Raw genomic sequence first — 19,064 nt, 5'->3', positions numbered from 1 at the left:
AAATGAGTAAAAAAGCTTTTGTTTTAGACGCTAGTGCGCTAATTTATCGAGCATATTTTGCTTCATATAAACAATTAGAATATAATAAGGCACACAATGTTCCTCCGAATAATGCAATTAAATTAGTTGGTAAAATGTTAAAAAATATTATGCAATTTGATGCCTATGATTATGCGTTAGTTGCTTTAGATAGCCCGCACCAAACATTGCGTAAAGATGTTTATAGTGATTATAAGAAAGATCGTAAACCAATGGATCAGGAGTTAGTAGATCAACTAGAACCGATTAAAGAATTATTTCATATTTTAGGCTTGAAAACATTTGTTTATCCCGGTTATGAAGCCGATGATATTGTGGGTTCATTCGCACGATTCTGCAATGAAAAAAATATTCATGTAGATGTTTTTTCTTCGGATAAAGACTTATTGCAACTAGTTAATGAATTAACGCAAGTGCATTTGTTTAAAACCGGAGTTAGCGTTTTACAAACAAATAATATAGCCAATTTTGCCGAACAAAATAACGATTTATTACCATTACAAATTATTGATTTCAAAGCCTTAGCTGGTGATAGTTCGGATAATTTAACTGGCGTGCGTGGAATTGGCAAACAAACTGCATTGAACTTAATTCTTAATTTCGATAGTCTTGATAATATTTATAACAATCTAGATAAGTGTTCAAATAGTATTCAAACAAAATTAATCAACGATAAAGAAAACGCTTATTTATGCTATGAATTAGCGAAAATCAAAACTGATCTACTAGAAACAGCAGTGTTAGATGATTTCGTTGTTAAACAAATTGATGACGACGCTTTATCAGATTTTTTAATGCGTTGAAAAATTAACCTTAGTTTTTAAAAAAAAGGAGCAATTTATGCCTGAGTTACCAGAAGTCCAAGTTATTGTTAACCATTTAAATGAACTAGTTCTAAACAAAAAAATAAAAGACATTGAAGTCTTCTTGCCAAAAATCTTAAAAAACCAAACACCAGACCAATTTATCAATCGTTTTAAAAACCAAGAGATTCTGGAAATTCAACGACACGGAAAATACTTACTTTTTTTCATGGATAATAATGATGTGATTGCCGTGCACTTACGTATGGAAGGTAAATTTTTCTATTTAGAAAAAGAGGAGTTTGTTAACCGTGCGCATGCCCATATTGTTTTTTATTTACAAAACGGTTATAAACTAGTGTATCATGATACGCGTCAATTTGGAACATTTCATGTTTATGATAAAACAGACTATTTAAATTCTAAAGAGCTACAAAAAGTCAATAAAGATCCGCTTGATAAAACTGTGGATGCTAACTTCTTTTATGCTCAATTAAGCAAATCGAATAAGGATATAAAAACCTTATTATTAGATCAAACCAAAATTAGCGGGATTGGCAACATTTATGCTAATGAGATTCTTTTTGCTTGTCAGATTCACCCAGCTACAAAGGCTAGTAGTTTAAAACGTCAAGATTTTACTAACCTCTATACGCATGCGAAAAATATTTTAGCAACTTCAATTGAACACAATGGTACTTCAATTCATTCGTTTAAGGTTGATAAAGATAAACAAGGATCATACCAGTCTTTATTACAAGTACACGGGCGAGATAAAGAAAATTGTTTTCATTGTCCTTCTATAATTGAGAAAATTAAATTAAATGGCCGGGGAACATACTTCTGTCCACGCTGTCAAAAAGCTCGTAAATAAAACAAAACCACAGCAATAATTATTGTTGTGGTTTTTGTTTCAAAATCTGATAGGGTAGGATTTTAATATCATCTTTGTTGTTTTGATTAATCGCGACAAAGAAATTATTTATCGGATTATCAAATGTGAAATTATTAAGAAAATCAAATAGTTTTTCAACAGCATTCAAACAAATCATTTGATCAATTTTAGCTACATCACACCCACGTTGTAAATAAGAAAAAAAGATGGGTCGACGAACGATGATCTCAGGGAATGTTTGTTTAATCAGTTCGTTAATCTGATCATATTCGTGTGGCTGATAAATTAGTTCCTTAACAACAATTAAGGGATCATATTTTTGCTTGCTTGCTAATTTGGCAGCTATTTTGTCACAAATAACCTGTGGTGTTAATTTTTCTGGCACACTTTTAATTGTTAATAAAGGGTTTAGATCAACAATTGATTCTTCTAAAAGGTAAGGATGGTTACGACCCATAATTTCAACGAAACACAAAGCATTGTGTGCTTGATTAGTATATTTAAGATTATTCAGCAATGATTGATTAAATAAAGCAGCTGATAGTGAACCGATGGTATAAAATTGTTCACGCAAATCATTGTCAATAGAAAAAGGAACGTTTATGATATTTACTCTACTAGCCAAACTAATGACATCAGCAGCACCCATGCTACCATTACCACCCAGAATAATTAAATGCGCAATCTGATAGTGTTGTAGGTTTTTGATTATCGCAGCCAAAGAAACAGCATCTTCTTGTAATGGTTTTTGTAGACGCGAAGAACCTAAGAAAGTGCTGGGTTGATTAAGAAATTGTAGATAATCAGCGTGTTCATTCACTGGTTCAATTTGGTTTTTAATTAAACCATTTAAACCGTTATGACACAAATAAACAGTGTATTTAGTACGTAATAAATGAATACTTTTGGCAAGAAAAGTATTCATCCCAGGAGCATCGCCTCCGGATGTTAAAAGTAGAATGTGTGGTTTATGCATTGTTAAATTTTCGTAGCCTTAATTAATAAAAAACCCTGTTGGGGTTCTGTAATTAATTGTAAATCATTAAAGCCAATATTTTGCAGATCTTTTAGCAAACGAAATTCATTGCGTACTTGGAAGTAAGGAATCTTTTTTCATTTAGCTTGTTTTTTTGCAGGAGTAATAATCAAACAAAAACAACCTTTGTTAGCTAGCAAACGATATATATTTTTAAAACCTTGTAAATAATCGGTTCAAAAATAAACAGTGGAGAAGGCTGTAATTAAACTAAAAGTATTCGCAGGTGCTGCAAATTCTTCAATGCTGACTTGTTGCAGATCAATTTTTGAAGCTAGTTCACTTTCTTGATTAACTTCTCTAGAAACCTTGATGGCCATTGCCGAAATATCGATCCCAGTGACATGCTTAGCTTTTTTGACCATTCGCTTAATGTTTGCTCCCCCGCCACAGCCAACGTCTAAACAAACATCATCTTTGTGAATTTTAAAATGTTTAAAAGCCCAGGTAGCTACGCTACGATGTTCTTGGTTCATTCTCATTAAAATATTATAACCAGCTTGATCATTTGTGGGGTTACCAAAAGAATCATTGGCAATTTCGCTTGTTACTTTTTTATGCATAAGTGTTTTCTCTCTTATTTTTTAATAGCTTGAATAACAATGTAGCCGTTAGTTGGTTCGAAGCTAATTGTGATATCGCTAAAACCAGCTTGATTAATTTCGGCCATGAGCACATATTCGCTAACGACTTTTAAATCAGGAACGTGTCTTCATTCTAATTGTTTTTGATGACCACTTGCAATTAAACAAAAACGTCCGTTGGGTTTTAACATTCGATAAATATTTTGAAAAGCTCCTAGACGGTTATTTCAAAAATAGATTGTACAAAAGGCTGTAACTAAACTAAAGGATTCATCAGCGCCCTTAAAGTCTTCGATACTAGATTGTAGAATGTTTACACGATTGTTTTTAATATCTAAATCGTTTACTTCTTGTGATACTTTACAAGACATAGCAGAAATGTCGATTCCCGTAACGTGAGCTGCTCTTTGAGCCATATACATAATATTTGCTCCTCCACCACAACCTGCGTCTAAACAAATATCATCAGCTTTAATTTCAAATTGTGAAAAACCTCATGAAGCAATTGTTTGGTGATGTTGATTCATATCTTTTAGCAGATTATAACCAGCTTCATCATTAGTTGGATTACCAAATGAATCGTTTGTTAGTTTAATATCTTTTTGTTCTGTTTTACTCATAATTATTTAACCCCTCGGATCATTAATCGCATTGTATTTGGTTGATATTTGATGTTTAATTGATTAAAACCAACGGCTCTCAATTTTGCTAATAGTTCATATTCATCCATGACTTTGAAGTTATTAACGTGTTTTCATTGATCTTGTCAATGATCTTTGTTAGTAGCAATCATAATGTAAAAAGCTCCATCTTTTTTTAAGAAGTTGTAAATCTTTTTTAAATCATTATCTAAATCATCTCAGAAATAAATAGTAGAGAACGCCGTAATAACGCTGAAATATTCATTAGGAAATTCAATATCTTCAATACTGGTATTACTAATTAATAATTTTTGTGAGCGATATGCAGTTGTGTTATAAAATCGCGTTACTTCACATGCCTTTTTACTAATATCAATGGCGTGAACTAAGAAAGCGCGCTTAGCTAATTCACCGGCATTATAACCTCCACCACAACCGATATCTAAACAGATATCAGTTGGTAATATGTTTACATTTTCAAAAAAGAAATCGCTAATATGTTTATGATTAGCATTCATTTTTAATAACATTTCTTTACCGTTATCATCATCCTGTGGATAATCAAATCTTTGTTGTGTATCTTTTTTATCATTCATAAGTGTAACACTCCCTTTTTGGTATACAAAAATATTGGTTTCTGGCAAATTAATTTGACAAAGCCAATACGATTTAATTATAATATATTAGTCTTGCTCAATTGGCGAAATGGCAGACGCAGTTGACTCAAAATCAACCGAGAAATCATATGGGTTCGAGTCCCTTATTGAGCACCATTAATAAAAAACCTGAGGATCTTAGTGATCACTCAGGTTTTTCTTTCGTCTTAAAAAAGGAATTGTGTTTTTAATAGCTCAATTGTCAAAGTCTTGCAAGGCCATAGGCATTTCGTTATCAATTGACTTTCAAGGTCATTTGTTAGAAGGGTTAACTAAATAGTTTTGAATTTGCTCGTATAAAATATTGGTTGCTTGATCGTATTCAGTCACATCTCAGTTGTGAATAAATCAATCGCGTTTTAAATCAATATCATCAACATCAGAAACACTTAAGTATAAAGCATCAAAATAATCCAGCATGGCAATATATTCATTTAATAAAACCAGACGTTGTTCATCATCAAGAACTTGGACAACACGGTTATAGCACGCTTTAGACTGTAAAATAGCAGCAAATAAAGCACAAACGTTAATTGAATTAGCAATGACATAACGATCATTAAAATGATAGCTACGTGTTTTTGTTGGTTTAATCAAAGCTTTCGGCGCTTCGTTATTAGTTTTGACTTTAGTTAACAACCGATAGATTTCACGGTAAGCTAAATCGTTTGAATATTGGGGGTAAACTTTGATATAAGATTCAGCATAAGCTTGAATATAGTTCTCATTACCATCAACACTTAATACATTTTGTAAATCTTTTTTTAAGGCATTTTGTTTAATTAAGTCAGTTGTTTGTTGATATAAATCAGCTAAGTATCTTAAATAAAAAACGCTGTAATGATCATAATGAGTTAGTAATGTTTGTAGTTTTTGTTCGCCCTCGTGTACTAAGACATCATTAAAATCTTTATATTTGTTTTGGGCTTGATTGAGCACAAACAATTCAAAGCCTTGCTGTTTGAATTGATTGATGTACTTTAAGGTAACCTCTAAACCAGCACGGTCATTATCAAATGCTAGGATCAATCGCTTAACACCCACATTTTTTAATAAACGCAAATGATCTTTAGTTAAAGCCACGCCCATGGTAGCAACAATATTTTTAACTCCTGATTGATAGGCGCTAATAGCATCGAAAAAACCTTCACAGATATATAAAGTATGATGTTCACCTAAATTTTGCTGTGCTAAATATAAATTGTATAGTGTTTGTTTTTTGAAAAAAACTTTTGATTCGCGTGTGTTCATGTATTTACTTGTTTGCTTGTTATCTAAAGCGCGCCCACTAAAACCAATGACGTTGTTTTTAACATCGGTAATAGGGAAAATGATGCGATCAAAAAAGTAATCACGATACTCGGCTTGTTCATCCAAATTTAAGATAGAGGCGTTCTCTAAATTCTTTCAACTAAAAAAAGGATTTTCATTAACTAAATTTGGTTGAACTTTTTTTAGAACCTGAGTCAAAAGATTATGCTTAGGAGCATAACCTAGACGAAAAAGCTCAATCATTGAAGGTTCAATTTTACGGTCGATTAATATTTGTTTGACATTTTGGCATTTAGCATCATTTAATCACATTTGGAAATAAGTCAAAACTTGTGTATTTAAATAATTCGTATCGGTGATTAATTGTTCGTACGGCGATTGTTTTCTTAAGTTTTTTAACAAACTGGGATCTAAGTTGTGATCGTGGACAATTTTCACAGCTGCTTCTTGGTAAGAAATATTATTTTTTTCAGCTACAAATTTGATTCCATCGCCTGCTTGATTGCATGCGAAGCATTTAAATATTTGTTTTTGGTCATTTATAGATAACGATGGTTTAGTATCATTATGAAATGGACAAATAGCAATATAATTACTACCCTTTTTAACGATATTAATATATTGCTTAATGATGTCTGATATTTTTACCTGCGCTCTAATGCTGTTAAATAAATTAATATTACTCACGGTTAAAATTAATGTGTCCTTGTTTTGATAAAAAGGCAGGTAATTCCTCTAATGTAATTCGTTTTTGTTGCATTGAATTACGTTCACGAATAGTGAATGATGTAATTTCTTGATTTTCATTAAAACTGTCAAAGTCAATTGTTAAACAGTAAACAGTTCCGATAGCATCTTGTCGACGGTATCGCTTACCAATTGACCCAGCTGCATCAAAAGTCATAACAATATCCTGATTTAGTAATTTTTGATAAAAGTCAAATGCTTGTTCTTTAAATTTATTTGATAAAGGTAAGATAGCAACTTTATATGGAGCTAATTCATATGGCAAGTTAAAGACGATACGCTCTTCATCATCAGCTAACGGTTCAATTAATAAATGATTTGTGGCAATAGCGTAAAATAAACGTTCTACCCCAACAGATGGTTCAACAACGTGCGGAAGAAATTTTTCTTTAGTAGTTTCATCTAAATAAGTTAAATCTTTTTTAGATAATTGCATATGTTGATTTAAATCATAATCACCACGATATGCTAAACCATATAATTCTTGGAAACCAAATAAAAACTCATATTCAAAGTCAATTGTTTTAGCAGAGTAGTGAGCTAATTCTTCAGCTGAATGTTCGTGTTTACGGATTTTATTAGCATCTAGATTGCACTCGGTAGTTAATCAATTATAAATTTTATTTTCGTATTGTTCAAATACATCATAAGCTGTATTTGCGTATAAGAAATACTCAATTTCCATTTGTTCAAATTCACGAGTTCTAAAAATGAAGTTACCTGGAGTAATTTCGTTTCTAAAAGATTTCCCAATTTGAGCTACTCCAAATGGTAAGTGTAAACGCATTGCCCGTTGGATGTTTTTGAAATTAACAAAGATTCCTTGAGCGGTTTCGGGACGTAAATAAACGATGTTTTTATTATCATCAATTACACCCATATTTGTTTTAAACATTAAATTGAAATAACGAACGTCCGTTCAAGTTTGTTGTTTACAATTTTCACATTTAACCGCAAATTTAACTAAGGCTTTTTGAATATCTTCATTACTTGTTTTTTCATTAATTAAATCACTACCAGCAATTTGATTAATCATTTTATCTGCACGATAACGTGTTTGGCAGTTTTTACAATCAATCAAGGGATCACTAAAATTATCTAAATGTCCACTAGCTTGTCAAACTAATGGGTTGTTAATGATGGCTGAATCTAAACCATAAACATCTGGTGTTCGGTTGACAAAGTGTTTTCATCATAGATTTTTTAAATTGTTTTTTAACATTACACCCAAGGGACCATAATCCCAAGCGTTTGCTAATCCATTATAAATTTCAGAGTTAGCAAAAACAAAACCAGTTTGTTTTAAATGATTAACAATATCTTCTGCTTTTTTAAAACGTTGCATATTAAGCTCCTTTATTTTTGAGTGAAGTTTTTTAAATAATCGATATAGGGAATGTAAATCCCCAGCTTGTTGGCTAATATATGATTAATGTACTTCATTAAATTAATCGCGTCTTTTTGTGGAATTACTATTTTTTTATTAAATACATCCATGCTATTTAGTATATAAAAATATTTAATTAATGCATGAGATAAAATGAAATGCGGTTCATTCTGGAAGCAGTTTGCACAAATTAATCCTAAATGAGCCTGATCAAAGGTTAAAATTTTTTTATCATTTTGACAATGAATGCAATTGTCAAAGTGAAATAATAAGCCCTCGCGTTTTGCAAATTGTATCATGGTATATAAAGCTAAAACGTATGGGTCAACATCTTGAATAACTCATGCGAGTATTTCTTGATAGAAAAGAAAAGTTTGGACATCTGTTTCTTGCAAACTACTAATTAAATAATTGAGAACCAGTAGGGTAAAATGATCTTCGTAGGTATAATCCACTCGATGAACAGCAACTACTTTTTTTAGCTTACCGAGTTTATTAGGGATTGTCGAGTGAAAAAATTCAAATTCTAAATAATTACCGAAGAATAAACTACGAGCATTTTTTGACGTAATACGTTTAACTCCTGGGGCATACATTACAAATAGGTTGCCGTGTTCGTTTAAGAACGTAAGAATTTGATCAAAGTAATTAAAGTCTGTTTTTTTGATCAAATAACCACGTGTGACAACTAACCCCATCTTTAAGATTTTTTATTTTTATATCCCAGAGAGTTTAGTGTTGCAAAAGAGTTTCGTCAGTTTTTTTCTACTTTTACAAATAAATGTAATTGAATACACGCATCATAAATACTACTGATTTTCTTGACACTGCTGACACGAATATTTTTAATCATTGATCCACCTTTACCAATAATAATTGGTTTGTGTGATTCTTTCTCAACAATTAAACTGGCAGTAATTTTTCATATTTGTTGATCAGGTTGGTATTCTTCGTTTTCAATTTGCACACCAACACCGTGAGGAACTTCTTTATCTAATAAAATTAAACATTGTTCACGAATGATTTCGCTAATAAGAAATAAATCATCTTGTTTATATTGTTGACCAAATCATTCATTAATAGGGGAAGGCGTGATATGCGATTTAATTAGTTGAATTAATTTGTCGATATTAATTTTGTGTAAAGCACTAATTTGGATGGTATCAATAAAACTAATCATTTGTTTTAGGTTATTGATACGTTCATCAATGATATTTTGTTCATTAGCTGTTTCTGCTTTATTAACCACTAAGATAATTTTTTTGTTACGTAGACTTTGTAATAATTCAACAATTTCATGATCTTCTGCACTTAATGGTCGTGACATATCAGTTAAAAATAAAATGAATTCAGCTTTTTCGTAAGCCTGTTTAATTTCTTGGTTTAAAAACTCATCTAATTTATAATGGGGATTTAAATATCCGGGCGTGTCGGTAAAGATAAATTTACTATCCTCATCTTCATAGACCACACTAATGGCATTTCTTGTTGTCTGGGGTTTAGCAGTGACGATACTACTTCATGAATTTGTTAATTCGTTCATTAATGATGATTTACCCACATTGGGCTTACCAATAATGACAATATTGGCATACTTTATTTCTGTTTTACTCATGGCGTGTTATTCCTAATTTATTTAATATTTCTTCTTGTAAACCAAACATAACTTTTTCATCCTCAACATTTAAGTGATCATAACCTAATAAGTGCAAGATACCGTGGGTGATTAAAAAACATAATTCACGTTCGAATGAGTGTTGATAAGTAATAGCTTGGCGTTGAGTTTGAGGGATACAAACATAGACCTCTCCCAAAATGGGGCTAAAATGACTAGGATCACTTTCCAGCGAAACAACATCGGTTATGCTATCTTTTTCACGGTAATTAAAATTAATTTCGCGAATCTCATCATCGTCCACAAAAAAAAGTTCGAAAATACGATCCTTTGGTAATTTTAAGTGTACTTCGATAGTTTCGATTAGCTCTTTAATTAATGGTTCATATTTTGTTTGGTTAAATTCGTTGCTTTGATTATATAGACTATAAATCATGCGGCCCCTTTTTTCAATTTTTCGTTTTTCTTTTATATAATTATAATAAACATAATCCGGTATATACCGAAAAAAGACAAATAAACTATAATGTTTATAATATAATTATGATTTATAGTGCCATAAAAACATGTTTAGAGGAATGATTATTTTGAAAGCCAAACAATTAATAAAAAATAATTCACGAATGAATAAAAAAGCATTGCTATGAAGTGGAATTGGATTAGTTGCTGTCGGAAGTATAGCAGGCGTTGCAGCTGGTAGTGTTTATGTGCAAGAACATTTAAAGTCAAGTAATGGATTAGATGAAAAATTCGTTACCCAAACTCAATGGTTCGCACCAGCTACAACTAATCATGCTTCAAATCAACAAAAACACATTGCACAATTATCTAAATTAGATTTACATTTATTAAATGTGCAAAGTCAAACAGATGGCAATGTTATTAATTATTTTTATGATTATAGTTTAAATGGTACATACGCGGATTTAGACTACCGAAATATCAAAAAACAAGATGACAAGGTAGCTGCGAAATTAGCTTTATTGCGAACATTTAGCACATCAAATCGGTTGGAATTACAAAATATTTCGGGTTTATTAGGATCAACCATTCATAAAACAACCAAACTAAATGATCAACAGTTCGATGAGCAAGATTTTTTAGTTTTAAACCAAAACGAAGATCAATTAAGATTGCAAAACAACCGTGCAACAAATTCTTTGGAATTAAAAATTAAGGTTCCAACAAAAGATAACCAGGATTTTAGTTTAGAAACTTTTGATGCTCAATTCAAAAATGTAGCGGGTGATGCGAAAACGATTGAAAGTCGTGATGAATTAATTCAAAATTTATCAAAAGATCCAAAGAAATTAAGTAAACCAGAAAATATTTGATTATTGTGAGCTAATCGTGATGGTTTAATAATGAAATTAAACTCACTAGCTTTATTAGCTTATGCTCATGAACAAAAAAATATTGTTGATCAACAAACATGAGATATCATCGATGCGCAATATCAAGCTGTAGCAAGTAATGATGCCGAACGTCAATATATGAGTTTTGTTGTGGGTTCAAAAAAATCAATTAGTGATTTCTTGATTGATGATCAAACTTTAACATACAAAAAAGCGGTGCAAGAAGATAAATTATTAACTTTACTGCAAACTTTTTATAGTTCGCAATATTATGCGCCAAGCTACAATCAATTCGATTTTAATCAACCGCAAGGTCCAGCTAGTTTAAAAGACCAAGAAATGTTTTATTCATGAAATTTAAAACAACTTTCTTTAATTAGTCCTTATGTAATTAGTATTGATTATGCGTCATTCTTTCATTATTTTAAAGCTGATAAACAAAATCAATACCATACAAGTGAGTTTGTAATTAGCCAAAAAGCTAACCAACGAGGCAATAGCTACTTTAACAATTTAGTTAATTTTAAAAAATATTTCCAAGATGCTTATACATATAGTGATTTATTAAGTGCCAACAACTCTTTAATTACCCAAAAAGAATACGCGCAAGCGTTTGTTAAATACGTAGACCGAGCAAGTCATTTACAAACAGTACAAAGTCATAAATTAATGACTCAATTAACAAACCGCCAAAGTATTTTAATTGGTTTAAGTGTAATTATTCTTTTAATTGGTATTATTGTAAGTGTTTTATATAAACTAGCAGGTGTATTAAACGCTTTACTAATGTTCTTTAGTTATGTTTTAGCTTTAGTTTTCTTAGTTAAATTTAATACAGGCTTTAGTGCTGAAACTTATGCTGCGCTTTTTGTTTTTAATGTTTTAAACTTATTTGGATTAATGCAACTAAACAAGGGAATGCAATATTTCTTACAACAAGGGTATTCATATAAAAACGCTTTTATTAAGAGCTTAAATGAACAGTGGATTAAATACTTTTATTTATACATGTTGATTTTATTTAGTGGAATGGTCTTTATGTTTTTTAATGACCATACGAACCAAGCTTTTGGTACGAACATCATGATTCTTTTATTTGCGTACTTTTTAATGACCTTCATTATCTTCCTTGGCACATCGTATTTATTAGCTCTAGCTTGCGCTGAAAAACCAAACTGCCATTTATACAGAGAATATCTAGCGCACGCATATTTAATTAACCAACAACAATTCGGGAAATTTGCACCTCAAACAAATCCTCGTTTACAAGCATTCATTGCCCACATGCATCATAAGGGATACTTAATTGGTACATTAATTTTTATTGGTTTAATTATTATTGTGGGTATGTTAGTTTTAGGGTTAACTAGTCGTGCGCATGATTTCTTTACAAATAGTTTAGTTTATGGATATATTGATCAGCCAGTTCAAGAAAATGAGATTAATAGTAATTTATATCCATCAGTTATTGAAACACAATTAATTAATACAACAACCCAAATTACTTTTGACACTCACCACACAAGCTATATCAACGATTTAGATCAGATTTCAGCACACCACCACTTAGTGTTGCGTTTACAAAACACAGCTTTCTGATTACAAAATGCACGCATGAGCATTTATAGTTATTTAATTATTTTTGTCATCGCTTTATGTTGAGGAATGATTTGATTACGAATTACTTCAGCACTGGTGATTTTCATAACGGTGTTTGTCTTTATGGCAGCAGCCATTGGTTTAGTGTATGTTGTACAAATTCCAATTAATGAGTATAGTCTAATTGGTTTTAACACTTTCTTCATCTTGTTGTTATTATTCATCTTCGTGTATCTTGGCCAAATTCGTATGCGAATTAATAACAAACAAATTTATCCAAAACGTACATTAAAAAGCCTTTTAACACAAGCAAGTGTTGAGAATTGAGTGGCTTATAATATAATTTATTACGTGATGCTTGCATCACTATTAATACTAATGTTCTTTCTTCCTGTTGATTTAATTATGATGAACTTAATCGTGTTTGTTACTTTAGCTTTAATGTATCCTATTTTAGCGAACGTAATGCTTAAACTGAATATGGCAACAATTTTATTAGCCCAAAAAATTCGGTTAAAAACATTAAATAGCCACCATAACCACCAATTCGGTTATGATAAATATGATGAACAAGAAATATTGAATATTAACAAATTCTAGGAGTTTAAAATGAGTATGCCCAAAATTGAATATGTAAAATCTTTAATTAAAGATGTCCCTGACTTTCCTAAAGAAGGAATTATTTTTAAAGATATTACACCAATCTTTATGCATCCACAAGCTATGCAGGATGTAATTGACGCGTTTGCCGAATACGTTGATAAACTAAATGTCGATGTCATTGTCGGAGCAGAATCACGAGGATTCTTATTTGGTTTACCTTTAGCTATGCAAATGAAAAAACCGTTTGTACTAGTTCGTAAACCTAATAAATTACCACGTGAACACTATACACAAGAATATGAATTAGAATACGGCAGTTCATGTTTAGAAATGCACAAAGACGCGATTCAACCAAACCAACGTGTATTAATTGTTGATGATTTATTAGCTACTGGTGGAACCGTTCATGCTATTGAAGAGTTAGTAAAAAAAGCACAAGGTCAAGTTGTGGGTTCAGTTTATTTAATTGAACTGACATTCTTAGATGGTCACAAAAAACTATCTGCACCAACTTTCTCATTAATTAAATATTAATATTAATATTAATGATGGCAATATAAAAACAGGGTTTAACCCTGTTTTTTTGTTTTTATATAATGGGTAAAATGGTTAGGTTTAATAAGTCTAAACTTTTAGCATATAACCGGTTATCTTTAATATCATAGTGATCGAGTTGATCGCGAAAATACATGAAAGCGTTATAGTATTTTGGATTATTCAAATCTAAACCTTCAGCTAAACGCAACCCCATTATAAGGATCTGTTGGTAATAATCATGGTCACTAAGGCGCTTACTTTCCAGAGTTGGTTGATTAATTCGCCCATTAAATTGATAATAATATTGGTTTTCAAAACCATGAGCACCATAACCTAAGGCCATTCAGTCTTTGGTTTGTCAATAAGCCAGATTGTGTTGGCATTTATATTTTTCATCAATGACTCAATTACTAACTTCATAACGATGAAATTGGGCTGTTTGAAATTTTTGCTCAATGTATTCAAGTTGGTCAGCTTCTTTATCAGGATCAATTGTACACCCTAAACGTTTTAACAAACTATTAGATTTAATTTCTAAGGCATAAAAAGATACGTGGGGAATGTTATGTTGTTTTAAAAAGATAAAAACATCATCAATGTCTTGAAAAGTCATGTTTTCTAAATTGTAAATAAAATCACAAGAAATATTGCTGATTTGATTAGCTTGTAATAAACGAATGGCCGCACTGACATCTTCAATGGTATGGATACGATTGACTTGTTTTAATATGGCATTATTTGTTGATTGTACACCAAGACTGATACGATTAACTTTGTATTTTTTAAAAATATCAATTTGTTCCTGATTAATTAAATCAGGATTACATTCAATGCTAAATTCACACTCGTCGTGAGCATAAGGAGCCAAAGCTTTTAAAAGTGTTGTTAGCTCGTTATTAGTTAGACAATTAGGAGTCCCTCCACCCAGAAAAATTGTTTTGAATTGCTTGGGCTGGCAATGGTCTTGTAATTGTTTTTGCATATCGATTAAATAATCATCAACTATAAATTGTGTTAGGGGTGTTTTTAAAATACGTTTAAAATCACAATATGTACAGATGTGATTGCAAAAAGGGACATGCACATACAGATGTTCGGTTGTTTTTGCAAAAATCGGAATTGGTTGCATAGAATTTTAGAAAAGTGCTCCAGTTTGTAAATGAACAACAAGAGCCACTAGGAGGGTAATGCATAAGCAACAACCCACAATTAAACTTAAAACAATAATCATTTTTTGTCATCAACGTAAGCTTTGACGTTTACGTTTGATTTTGTTCTCATGATTTTGCAAATCAAGCAAAATATCATCGGTAGCGATTTCGTCGCTGACAAATTTATCATTATGTTTCATATCTATCTTTCCTATATGTTTGTTTTTAACTCATTATATTATTATATAATAATTACTATTAAGAAATATAAGAGGTTTATATGTCAAAAAATACTGATGTGAAATCAATGGGTAATAAAAAAGTATTATCTAAATGATTTTATAAAGAAAATTACAAGATTGATCGAGCAATGAACATACTCGTAGTTGCTTTTGCTTTTGCGTGTTTTGCATGCGCTTTAATCGGCGCGTGAAACCCAGAAGCCTCAAAATGAATTATTGGTTTCGGAGCATTCATTATGTTTGCTGCAACCATTACTGTTCTTGTTTTAAGAACAATTAAAAGAATGAATATTCATAAATGAACCAGAAAAGAAATTATTTGACAATCAGTCATGTATAGTTTCTGAGCATTTGCTTTATTTGGTTTATTGTTTGGTTTAATCGTTGCAGCTGTACGTTATGATCATGTTGTTTTTATTAAAGAATTATTAGGAAAACAAAAAGCAGGTTTCATTCCATTAACTGGTCTTTCAGGCCAACCTGGATTCGAAGCTTATTTAGCAGGTTTATGAATTATGGTCATCGGGATTGGTGCTGCTATGTTTGTAAGCGTTTTCTATAATATGGCTCACCCTGTATTAAAAGAAAGTGAACAAGTTAATATCACTAAAAATAAATAATTAAATATTTATTAAATAGACTAATTAAATAATAAAGTTTAGTTAAATTATTATATAATTATAATATTGTTACAATTTTAATAGAAATGTAGGTGAATTATGTCAAGAGGAGTTAACGTTGTTGAAGGCGATTTAGAAAAAGCTCTTAAGAAATTTAAACGTATTTCGAACGAAACTAAAAAAGATTCTAAACGTCATGAATACCATTTAAGACCAGGCCTACGTAAAAAAGAAAAAATTAAAGAGGCAAACAAATACCGTTCTAAGTATTAGAATCCATTCAACTCTTGCCGCAGGTATGAGTTGATTTTTTTTATATTTATAGGAGTTTATATGATTATTGGAAAAATTAAAAAGATAATTGATTTTGCTTTAAGCAAACTTGGTGTACACGACCATACTTACATTATTGATAAAACAAGTAAAATTAACCATGGTGATTTTTATACAAATGTTGCTTTAACTTTAAGCAAACAACTTAAGCGCAAACCGATGGATATTGCGACAGAAATTGTTGATTTGTTAAATGCAGAAGATAACATGTTAAAAACAAATTTTTTAGACGTTCAAATTAGTGTTCCAGGATTTATTAATTTTTTTATTAAATCAGATGATCATGACGACCTATTAAATTTAATTAACAAGCAAAAAAACGAATTCCCTATTTTTGCTAAAGAAAACAAAAAATATCTAGTGGAATATGTTTCAGCTAATCCCACAGGTTTATTACACATCGGGCATGCAGCTAATGCTGTCTATGGTGATTTAATTTGTGCGTTGTTAAAGAAATGTGGTTATGATGTTGTTAGTGAATACTATGTGAATGATGCTGGTAACCAAATCGATAAACTAGCAAGTAGTGTGCTTGTACGTTACTTGCAAAGTTATGATCAAACCATCGAATTAATCGATGATGCATATCATGGTCAAGAAATTTTTAGTGCTGCTCAAGCGTTGCGTGAACAATTTGCAGACAAATTTACGAATTTAACTTTAGATGATACCTTTACGATTGTAGATCACAATCAAGCTGAAATTATTAAACAATTCTGTGTGGACTATTTCTTATCTGAAATTAAAAAAGATTTATTATCAATGCACACCGAAATTCAACATTACACATCAGAAAAAGCAATTCGTCAAACAAATTTAATTACTGAAACCTTAGGTAAACTAAAAAACCATACTTATGAACAAGACCAAGCTTTATGATTAAGAACAACTGATTTTGGTGATGATAAAGACCGTGTGTTAATTAAATCTAATGGGGCTATGACTTATTTCTTACCAGACATCGCGTACCATTATTATAAATTGCAAACCCACAAACCCGATGTGATGATTAATTTATTTGGAACTGACCATTTAGGTTATATTACACGTTTAAAAGCTGGTGTTAGTTGTTTTGGTTTTGACCCAGATAATTTGATTATTCTAACTTCTCAAATTATGAAGTTAACAAAAAATAATGAAGAATTTAAGTTATCGAAACGTTCTGGACAATCATTAACCATTCGTGACTTAATTGAAGTAATTGGTGCTAATGCTTTACGTTGATTCTTAGGATCATCATCTATTAATACACACGTTGTAATTGATGTTGATGTTGCCTTAGCTAAAGATAATAACAACCCATTATTTTATGTTCAATATGCACATGCACGATGCTTTTCTTTATTAAATAAAAACCGTGATATCCCGTGCGTCATTCAGACCGATCTTTTAAGTAACGAAAAAGAACGTGCACTTTTAGATCAACTACACTACTTCAAAAAAACCATTAGTGTTGCTACACAAACATTCAGCATGCATAAAATTGCTAATTACTTGTATGAACTAGCAAATTTATTACATAATTATTATGCAAATATTAAAATTATTGACCGCGATAATCTAACTTTAACCGGTACGCGTCTAGGTTTAATTCACGCAGTCAAACAAGTGTTAAAAAACGGCTTAGCTTTATTAAAAATTCCAGCCGACAATGAGATGTACTAGTTTATGGCTAATTATCATAAAAAGAAAATCATTAGTGATATAGATGTTAATCACAAAACAGTGTTGTTACATCTAGATCTTGATGTACCCTTAAAAAATGGGAAGATTATAAATGACCGTAAAATCAAAGCGGCAATGGCGACTATTTTTTATTTACTGCGGCGTAATTGCAAGGTCATCATTTTATCGCATTTAGGGAATGTGAAGAGTTTAAATGATAAGATCAGTAATAAATATAGTTTAAAAATAGTTCACGAAGCTTTAGAAAAAAGATTACACAAACACGCAAACAGAGTTATGTTTAGCGAAGAAAACTATGGTGAGGCAGTAATTCGTTTAACGAATACATTAGAACCAAAAGATGTGTTATTACTTGAAAATACTAAATATTGTGATATTGCCACTACAGGAGAGTATGTCGGTTTCCAAACACGTGGCGATTTGAATTTAGGTGCTTTTTGAGCCTCTCTAGCAGATATTTTTGTTGAGGATGCTTTCTCAGTTGTACATAAGAAATACGCTTCGAATTACGGTGTGGCTATGAACTCTAAAGAAAGTGCTATTGGATTTTTAATTTCTAGTGAACTAAATCACTTAGACTTAGCCTTAGAGAATCCTAAACGCCCATATTTAGCGCTTATCGGTGGAAATTATGTAGCTGATAAAATGGGAGCGATTGAAGTCTTATGTGAACGAGCTGATCGTGTAGTGATTGGTGGAGCTTTAGTTTTTAGCTTCTTGTATGCAAAAGGTTATGATGTTGGTTTAAACCACGTTGAGCGGGATTATTTAGATGAAATCGGGGAATTACTAGAAGAATATGAACACAAAATCTTACTAGTTTATGATTTCTTATGTAACAATGAAAAATCGGATACACCGCCGATTTATTTAAAAATTGATGAAGGTATTAAAGGTTTTTACGGATTAGATGTAGGAAAACGTTCACTGAGTTTAATTGAACGAGAAATTCGTAAAGCCAAAACCGTTTTATGAAATGGTTCTTTTGGTTTAATTGAAAACATTCAACATTACGCTAAGGGAACTATTCAGATATTAAAAACAATTAGTAAATACTCACAACACGGTTTATATAGTATTATTAGTGATAATAAGACATCAACCATCGCAGAATATTTAGGTTTAGACAGTTATTTAAACTTTATATCAAGTGGTGGCTCAGCCTCATTAGCTTACATTCAGGATACTGATTTATATGGCTTAGCAGGAATTGACAATTATGTACGCCGCGCTAATGAAGAAAATGATTAACAAAGGAGAATA

The 19,064-nt window shown here is 31.1% G+C and carries 19 protein-coding genes and 1 tRNA gene; 9 read left to right on the top strand and 11 right to left on the bottom strand.

The window, feature by feature from the left end; genetic code table 4:
• The first annotated feature begins 2 nt into the window (after positions 1-2).
• Entirely contained in the window at positions 3-863 is an 861-nt protein-coding gene (locus tag OF376_RS02325; RefSeq protein WP_263821913.1) for a 5'-3' exonuclease, read from the top strand.
• A gap of 16 nt (positions 864-879) precedes the next feature.
• Entirely contained in the window at positions 880-1,716 is an 837-nt protein-coding gene (gene mutM / locus OF376_RS02320) for a DNA-formamidopyrimidine glycosylase (protein WP_263821912.1), read from the top strand.
• 19 nt (positions 1,717-1,735) lie between these two features.
• Here mutM and OF376_RS02315 read toward each other — a convergent pair whose 3' ends face one another.
• The 4 genes from OF376_RS02315 to OF376_RS02300 are packed head-to-tail and all read right to left on the bottom strand — an operon-like array spanning position 1,736 to position 4,594.
• Positions 1,736-2,713, bottom strand: a complete 978-nt coding sequence (locus OF376_RS02315; protein WP_263821911.1) for a 6-phosphofructokinase — start codon at positions 2,711-2,713, stop codon at positions 1,736-1,738.
• Between the two features lie 2 nt (positions 2,714-2,715).
• Entirely contained in the window at positions 2,716-3,336 is a 621-nt protein-coding gene (locus OF376_RS02310) for a class I SAM-dependent methyltransferase (protein ID WP_263821910.1), read from the bottom strand.
• A 14-nt stretch (positions 3,337-3,350) separates the two neighbouring features.
• Positions 3,351-3,977, bottom strand: coding sequence for a class I SAM-dependent methyltransferase (locus OF376_RS02305; protein ID WP_263821909.1), 627 nt, complete (start codon positions 3,975-3,977; stop codon positions 3,351-3,353).
• A gap of 2 nt (positions 3,978-3,979) precedes the next feature.
• A complete protein-coding gene (locus OF376_RS02300; protein ID WP_263821908.1) occupies positions 3,980-4,594 on the bottom strand; it encodes a class I SAM-dependent methyltransferase in 615 nt (204 codons plus the stop codon).
• 95 nt (positions 4,595-4,689) lie between these two features.
• Between OF376_RS02300 and OF376_RS02295 the strand changes: the two genes are divergently transcribed.
• Positions 4,690-4,771: transfer RNA gene (locus OF376_RS02295), tRNA-Leu, on the top strand.
• 21 nt (positions 4,772-4,792) lie between these two features.
• Here the strand turns inward: OF376_RS02295 and dnaG are convergent.
• The 5 genes from dnaG to ybeY are packed head-to-tail and all read right to left on the bottom strand — an operon-like array spanning position 4,793 to position 10,111.
• Positions 4,793-6,613 carry a DNA primase gene (gene dnaG / locus OF376_RS02290; protein ID WP_263821907.1) on the bottom strand — a complete coding sequence of 607 codons (1,821 nt, stop codon included), beginning with the start codon at positions 6,611-6,613 and terminating at the stop codon, positions 4,793-4,795.
• A complete protein-coding gene (locus OF376_RS02285) occupies positions 6,606-8,018 on the bottom strand; it encodes a glycine--tRNA ligase (RefSeq protein ID WP_263821906.1) in 1,413 nt (470 codons plus the stop codon). Before OF376_RS02285 ends, dnaG begins: the two co-directional genes overlap by 8 nt.
• Positions 8,019-8,029: 11 nt before the next feature.
• A complete protein-coding gene (gene recO / locus OF376_RS02280; RefSeq protein ID WP_263821905.1) occupies positions 8,030-8,731 on the bottom strand; it encodes a DNA repair protein RecO in 702 nt (233 codons plus the stop codon).
• A gap of 29 nt (positions 8,732-8,760) precedes the next feature.
• The gene (era, locus tag OF376_RS02275) at positions 8,761-9,675 is read right to left on the bottom strand and encodes a GTPase Era (protein WP_263821904.1); all 915 of its coding nucleotides are present in this window, start codon (positions 9,673-9,675) and stop codon (positions 8,761-8,763) included.
• Positions 9,668-10,111 carry an rRNA maturation RNase YbeY gene (gene ybeY, locus OF376_RS02270; protein ID WP_263821903.1) on the bottom strand — a complete coding sequence of 148 codons (444 nt, stop codon included), beginning with the start codon at positions 10,109-10,111 and terminating at the stop codon, positions 9,668-9,670. The genes era and ybeY overlap by 8 nt, the downstream gene beginning before the upstream one ends.
• A gap of 151 nt (positions 10,112-10,262) precedes the next feature.
• Between ybeY and OF376_RS02265 the strand changes: the two genes are divergently transcribed.
• Complete coding sequence (locus tag OF376_RS02265) at positions 10,263-13,229, top strand: hypothetical protein (RefSeq protein WP_263821902.1); 2,967 nt, start codon at positions 10,263-10,265, stop codon at positions 13,227-13,229.
• Positions 13,230-13,244: 15 nt separating this feature from the next.
• Positions 13,245-13,766 (top strand): adenine phosphoribosyltransferase, encoded by a 522-nt coding sequence (locus OF376_RS02260; protein ID WP_334307584.1) that lies wholly within the window; start codon positions 13,245-13,247, stop codon positions 13,764-13,766.
• A gap of 55 nt (positions 13,767-13,821) precedes the next feature.
• Here OF376_RS02260 and hemW read toward each other — a convergent pair whose 3' ends face one another.
• A complete protein-coding gene (gene hemW / locus OF376_RS02255; protein ID WP_263821900.1) occupies positions 13,822-14,898 on the bottom strand; it encodes a radical SAM family heme chaperone HemW in 1,077 nt (358 codons plus the stop codon).
• Positions 14,899-14,904: 6 nt separating this feature from the next.
• Positions 14,905-15,120, bottom strand: a complete 216-nt coding sequence (locus OF376_RS02250) for a hypothetical protein (protein ID WP_263821899.1) — start codon at positions 15,118-15,120, stop codon at positions 14,905-14,907.
• A gap of 80 nt (positions 15,121-15,200) precedes the next feature.
• On the opposite strand from OF376_RS02250, the gene OF376_RS02245 reads away from it, so the two are divergent.
• From OF376_RS02245 to OF376_RS02230, 4 genes are all read left to right on the top strand, one after another.
• Positions 15,201-15,782 carry a hypothetical protein gene (locus tag OF376_RS02245; protein WP_263821898.1) on the top strand — a complete coding sequence of 194 codons (582 nt, stop codon included), beginning with the start codon at positions 15,201-15,203 and terminating at the stop codon, positions 15,780-15,782.
• Positions 15,783-15,881: 99 nt separating this feature from the next.
• Positions 15,882-16,055 carry a 30S ribosomal protein S21 gene (rpsU, locus tag OF376_RS02240; protein WP_263817975.1) on the top strand — a complete coding sequence of 58 codons (174 nt, stop codon included), beginning with the start codon at positions 15,882-15,884 and terminating at the stop codon, positions 16,053-16,055.
• 60 nt (positions 16,056-16,115) lie between these two features.
• The gene (argS, locus tag OF376_RS02235) at positions 16,116-17,780 is read left to right on the top strand and encodes an arginine--tRNA ligase (protein WP_263821897.1); all 1,665 of its coding nucleotides are present in this window, start codon (positions 16,116-16,118) and stop codon (positions 17,778-17,780) included.
• Positions 17,781-17,783: 3 nt separating this feature from the next.
• The gene (locus OF376_RS02230) at positions 17,784-19,052 is read left to right on the top strand and encodes a phosphoglycerate kinase (RefSeq protein WP_263821896.1); all 1,269 of its coding nucleotides are present in this window, start codon (positions 17,784-17,786) and stop codon (positions 19,050-19,052) included.
• Positions 19,053-19,064: the final 12 nt, after the last annotated feature.

The organism is Ureaplasma miroungigenitalium (assembly GCF_025780085.1).
GTDB classification, from domain to species: domain Bacteria; phylum Bacillota_I; class Bacilli_A; order Mycoplasmatales; family Mycoplasmoidaceae; genus Ureaplasma; species Ureaplasma miroungigenitalium.
This window is presented reverse-complemented; position numbering and strand designations above follow the sequence as displayed.